We start from the raw sequence: 4511 nt of genomic DNA on the forward strand, positions 1-4511 counted from the left end.
CTGGTCGGGCTCATAGACCACGATCGCCGGTTGGCCGAACCGGCGATCGTGAGGTTCGCATCGGGCGGGGTTGTCACGTCTGGCAGGGAGTGGACCGACGACGGTGACGTGCACGAGGTGCACTCGCTCAAGCGTCGCGCGGCAAGCGCGACGCGGCCTGTTCGCATCCCGTCGCAATTCGTAAGCATGCTGCGTGCCCATGCGAAACGGTTCGACGTGGCACCTGACTGGCGAGGGCGGTGGCCGGACGGGAACGAGGGGCGGTGCGGTGGTGTGGCGACGACCGGCGGACGGCCGCTCGTGACGGTGCGACTTCGGGAAGGGACCGCAAGGTGAGCGCACGGGTGTCGGGGCCGATGAACGGCGCGCTGTCGGCCGCCGTGCGAGTCCCGGCAACTCTTCCGAGACGCGTGGCCGTCAGGACAGGACCTCGTGATCGCCACCGGATGAGGGCGGGGAGGTCAACGTGGCCAGGTAGTCATCAAGGAGCTCGGCCTGGCGGTGGGGTGGGAACGCCGGGGGGTCGAACAGCGCCTGTACCACCAGACCGAGTACGAAGGACTGGGCGCCGGTCGCGATGCGGGCCGGGTCGCCATCGGGCAGTTCGCCGAGCTGTTGGGCTGCGGCGACCAGGTCGCGCAGCTTTTCGCGGCTCTGCGCGTACTTGCGGGCGTAATCGCCGCTCAACTCGGGGTTGGCGAGCGCGGCGTCCCAGGAGGACACCCAGATCCGGTTGCTGTCGGTGGCCTCGTCAGTCAGCGGCAGGATGTCCAGCAGCGCGGCCTTCACGGCGGACAGGCCTTTGTCGGCGGCGCGCCGGGGGCGGGAGGCACTTCGCCGTTCGAGCAGGTCGAGGGCGTACGCAACCAGGTCGCGTTTGGCGGGGAAGTAGTGGGTGAGCAGGCCGGTGGTGGCATCGAGCTCGGCGGCGACGGCTCGCATGGTCAATCCACCGAAGCCGTGAGCGACCAACACCCGCCAGACCGCCTCGGAGACGTCGCGTCGGCGAGCCTCGTGGTTCCCCTTGGTGCGTGGCATGCTGCTACGGTACATAGCCGAAACGTTTGTTATGTGAATGGGGTCATCGTGTTTTCCCTTTCTTTGCGGGACAACGCCCACCTCCGCCCGCTGGAGATATGGCATGCCGAGGAGTTCGCCGCCCACCTGGACCGGGCTCGCGAGCACATCCGGCCGTGGGTCGGGCCGGGGTTCGTCACCGACGACCTCGACGGGGCGCGGGCCACACTGCGCCGGTACGCCGAGCGTCAGGCCGCGGACGGCGGCCGCATCTTCGGTATCTGGCTCGACGGAACGCTGGTCGGCGGCGTGATGTTCGTGGACTTCGACGCCGACTTCGGTTCCTGCGAGATCGGCTGCTGGCTGGAGCCGGCCGTCGAGGGGCATGGCCTGGTCACAGAGGCGTGCCGCGCGCTGCTGGAGTGGGCGTTCGCCTCCCGGGGGATGCATCGCGCCGAGTGGCACTGCCGAGCCGACAACGAGCGCAGCTCCGCGGTGGCCCGGCGGCTCGGTATGACGCTCGAAGGCGTACGACGCGAGTACTGGCCCTACGGCGGCACCCGTCACGACAAGCAGATGTGGGCGATCCTCGCCCCCGAATGGCGAAACCATCACCAGTGACCGGAATCCCCGCCACGCACCCACGGCGGTGGCTGTGGGCCAACGCGGTGGGTGCTCACTCACGTGCAGCGGACTCCGGAAGTCGTGGTCCGACATCTGACTGCGGCCGGGTGAGCAGGGCGGGTCCGACACCGCGCGGGCAGGGGGGCGCCGCAGGGCGCCAGGACTCCGGTGAGTACTTGTGCGTCCGGGGTAGAGGCCCTCGCCCTGGGGCAGGATCTGATCTGCAGCGGGAGGGTGGACGTGGTCGTCGCAGGTGGGGTGCAGGCTCCGCCGCGATGGCGGTTCCCGCAGACTGATCACGCCCAATATGCGCCCTGAGATCAGCCGAGACCATGATGGGCGGCCCACAACGCCCCGGCACGGCTGGCAGCGTCGGAGACCAGGGCCGCCAGTTCGGGCTTCTCGGGAACGGGGAATGAGACGTATGCGCCCCGACCACCACCGACTGGTCTGCCGTAAGCCTTCACGGCGAGGTGACCGTCCGGGAGAAGCCGGACGTTGAGTGTGGTCAGCCTGAACGCTTCACCGCGTCGAGTGTCCGTCCAGCGGAGCGCCTGCGGGATCGTGACATTGATCGCCAGAGCACTTACTTCCAGGTCGCTGCTCATGGACGGATGATCTCATGCGAGTCGCCGCAGGCGGCCGCCATTGGCTTATGCAGCAGGCGATTTGATCACGACTCGATACGCACCCCAACAGGGCTCCACCCGGCGGGCCATCACAAGGGTCACCTCGCCGGTGTCGGCAGGCATGTTGGTGTGCTCAAGGCTGACCGCGGTCGCACATACTCCTCGTGATCACATCGCGTCCGTCCACACTTTGCGCCTTGCCCGGTCAGCTCAAGCTGTTTGTTCGATGGCGTCAGCGTCCCAGCTGGGCGTCGAGCCACGTGAGGATCTCGGGGGTCACGGGGTCGGTGATGTCCGTGAACTCCTGGTACTTCTTGAGGAACTTGGCCACGTACGGGCAGACGGGGACGATCCGCATCCCGGAGGCGCGGACGTCGGTCAGGGCCTGCTCGACGAGGATCGCGGCGAGTCCCTGGCCGGCGTAGGCGTCGTCGATCTCGGTGTGGAAGAAGACCCTCCGGTCGTCGCGGTCGCGGTAGGCGGTCAGGCCGGCGCGCTTGTCGTCGACGAGGATCTCGTAGCGGTGGCGGGCGTCGACGCGACGGACGAGGGGGGTAGTGGTCTGCTCGCTCATGACGGTCCTTTCGGTGGGGGTCAGTGGTGGGAGGGGTTCTTACGGGGTGCGATGACGGCGTTCGGCAGGGCGGGGGCGGGCAGCCGGTCGCCGGGGTAGCCGTCGACGCTGCCGAAACGGTCGGAGGCCTGCTCCCATTCCTCCCGCGCCTCGACGATGTCCTGGTGGCTGCGGCCGATGAAGTTCCACCACATGACGATCTCTTCCCCGAACGGCGTGCCGCCGAGCAGGACCGCCCGTGCGCGGTGGTCCGAGGCGTTGGTGAGGGTGAGAGTCGTCCGCCCCGTGGCCACGTAGCCGAGTTCGGCGGGGTGGAGGACCGCGCCGGCGAGGTGGACGTCGCCTTCGTCGACGAGCAGGCCGTGTTCGAAGGCCGGGTCGACGTCGAGGGTGACGGTGGCGCCGGGGTCGAGGAGGAGTTCGGCGCCCAGGAGCGGGGTGAAGGTGCGGACGGGGGAGGTCTCGCCGGCCAGTGTGCCCAGGAAGACCCTGAGTTCGGCGCCGTCGATGCGGAGCGGCTCAGGGGCGTGGTGCTGGAAGTTGCGGGGGGCGTGGCGGTGTTCGTCGGGGAGGGCCAGCCAGAGCTGGACGCCGTGCAGGACGGCGGTGTCGGGTGTGGAGACCTCCGTGTGGCTGATGCCGCGTCCGCCGGTCATGAGGTTGATCTCTCCGGGCCGTACGAAGGCGTGGGTGCCCAGGCTGTCGCGGTGCTCGATCCCGCCGGTGAAGAGCCAGCTCACGGTCTGCAGTCCGGTGTGCGGGTGAGGGGCGACGTCCATGCCGCCGGAGTCGGCGACCAGGTCGGGGCCGTAGTGGTCGGCGAAGCACCAGGCCCCGATGAGCGTCCGGGCCCGTTGGGGCAGTGTGCGGCGTACGGTCATGGCGCGCGGGCCGCCCAGCGGGACGTCCCGGGCCGTGAGGACCTCGACCTCTGTGTCACCCATCTCCTGACCCCTCCAATGTAGTTTTACTTTCAACAATCATGGAGGATAATAGTCGTGACGACAACGCCCGGCAACAGAAGAAGGAGCACAGGGTGAGCGAGACGGCACAGGTCACGGCAGTCCTCCGGTCCACCGGACGGATCCACCTCGACAAGCAGAACCCCATCGCGTACCAGGCACTGGTGAAGACGGCCGACGCCGTCCGTACCACCGCCGCCGATGCGGGTCTCGACCGGATCCTGGTCGAGCTGGTCAACCTCCGCGTCTCGCAGCTCAACGGCTGCGCCTACTGCCTCGACGTGCACACCCGGGCCGCGCTGCGGGCCGGTGAGACCACCCGGCGCCTCGGCGTGCTCGCCGCCTGGCGCGACACCGAACTCTTCACCGCCCGGGAGCGCGCCGCCCTCGCTCTCGCCGAGGCCACCACCCACCCCGCCGACGCCCTTGCCCAGGAACGGGCGTACGCCGAGGCCCACGAGGCGCTGAGCGACGACGAGCTGTCCGCGGTGATCTGGGTGGCCATCACCATCAACGCCTTCAACCGGGTCTCGATCCTGAGCAAGCACCCGGTACGGGAGACCCCCTCCCGCTGAAGCGCATGACCCGGCTCACGGCGCGGCGGCCCACCCCGCACCCGGGACCGAGAGTCGCCACAGAACCGCCGCGCCCGTGGCGAGCAGTGCCAGCGCCACCGCCAGGACGAGGGAAAGCCCGATCTTCTGG

Annotated in this window: 6 protein-coding genes and 1 pseudogene; 3 read left to right on the forward strand and 4 right to left on the reverse strand. The window is 69.1% G+C overall.

Translation table 11 applies throughout. From position 1 onward, the window contains the following. Positions 1 to 417: 417 nt before the first annotated feature. Positions 418 to 1038, reverse strand: coding sequence for a TetR/AcrR family transcriptional regulator (locus tag ACFU8Q_RS39410; protein ID WP_384464417.1), 621 nt, complete (start codon positions 1036 to 1038; stop codon positions 418 to 420). Between the two features lie 48 nt (positions 1039 to 1086). Here ACFU8Q_RS39410 and ACFU8Q_RS39415 point away from each other — a divergent pair, with 48 nt between their 5' ends. Next, positions 1087 to 1638, forward strand: a complete 552-nt coding sequence (locus ACFU8Q_RS39415) for a GNAT family N-acetyltransferase (protein WP_384464420.1) — start codon at positions 1087 to 1089, stop codon at positions 1636 to 1638. A gap of 129 nt (positions 1639 to 1767) precedes the next feature. After that, positions 1768 to 1959, forward strand: a pseudogene (locus ACFU8Q_RS39420) (beta-ketoacyl synthase N-terminal-like domain-containing protein); the annotation flags it as partial. Between the two features lie 2 nt (positions 1960 to 1961). Here the strand turns inward: ACFU8Q_RS39420 and ACFU8Q_RS39425 are convergent. The 3 genes from ACFU8Q_RS39425 to ACFU8Q_RS39435 form a co-directional block, all read right to left on the reverse strand. Then, complete coding sequence (locus ACFU8Q_RS39425) at positions 1962 to 2249, reverse strand: hypothetical protein (RefSeq protein ID WP_384464423.1); 288 nt, start codon at positions 2247 to 2249, stop codon at positions 1962 to 1964. Positions 2250 to 2502: 253 nt separating this feature from the next. Next, positions 2503 to 2844, reverse strand: coding sequence for a GNAT family N-acetyltransferase (locus ACFU8Q_RS39430; RefSeq protein ID WP_384464426.1), 342 nt, complete (start codon positions 2842 to 2844; stop codon positions 2503 to 2505). A gap of 20 nt (positions 2845 to 2864) precedes the next feature. After that, on the reverse strand, positions 2865 to 3788 hold the full coding sequence (locus ACFU8Q_RS39435; RefSeq protein ID WP_384464429.1) for a pirin family protein: 924 nt from the start codon (positions 3786 to 3788) through the stop codon (positions 2865 to 2867). Positions 3789 to 3880: 92 nt separating this feature from the next. On the opposite strand from ACFU8Q_RS39435, the gene ACFU8Q_RS39440 reads away from it, so the two are divergent. Next, positions 3881 to 4381, forward strand: a complete 501-nt coding sequence (locus ACFU8Q_RS39440) for a carboxymuconolactone decarboxylase family protein (RefSeq protein WP_384464433.1) — start codon at positions 3881 to 3883, stop codon at positions 4379 to 4381. Positions 4382 to 4511: the final 130 nt, after the last annotated feature.

Origin of the sequence: Streptomyces sp. NPDC057543, assembly GCF_042801895.1 — a bacterium.
Classification (GTDB): Bacteria; Actinomycetota; Actinomycetes; order Streptomycetales; family Streptomycetaceae; genus Streptomyces.

What these genes read in the sequence shown, in the direction of transcription:
- ACFU8Q_RS39410 (WP_384464417.1), bottom strand. Translation starts at nt 1,038, where the DNA reads ATGCCACGCACCAAGGGGAACCACGAGGCTCGCCGACGCGACGTCTCC.
- ACFU8Q_RS39425 (WP_384464423.1), bottom strand. Translation starts at nt 2,249, where the DNA reads ATGAGCAGCGACCTGGAAGTAAGTGCTCTGGCGATCAATGTCACGATC.
- ACFU8Q_RS39430 (WP_384464426.1), bottom strand. Translation starts at nt 2,844, where the DNA reads ATGAGCGAGCAGACCACTACCCCCCTCGTCCGTCGCGTCGACGCCCGC.
- ACFU8Q_RS39435 (WP_384464429.1), bottom strand. Translation starts at nt 3,788, where the DNA reads ATGGGTGACACAGAGGTCGAGGTCCTCACGGCCCGGGACGTCCCGCTG.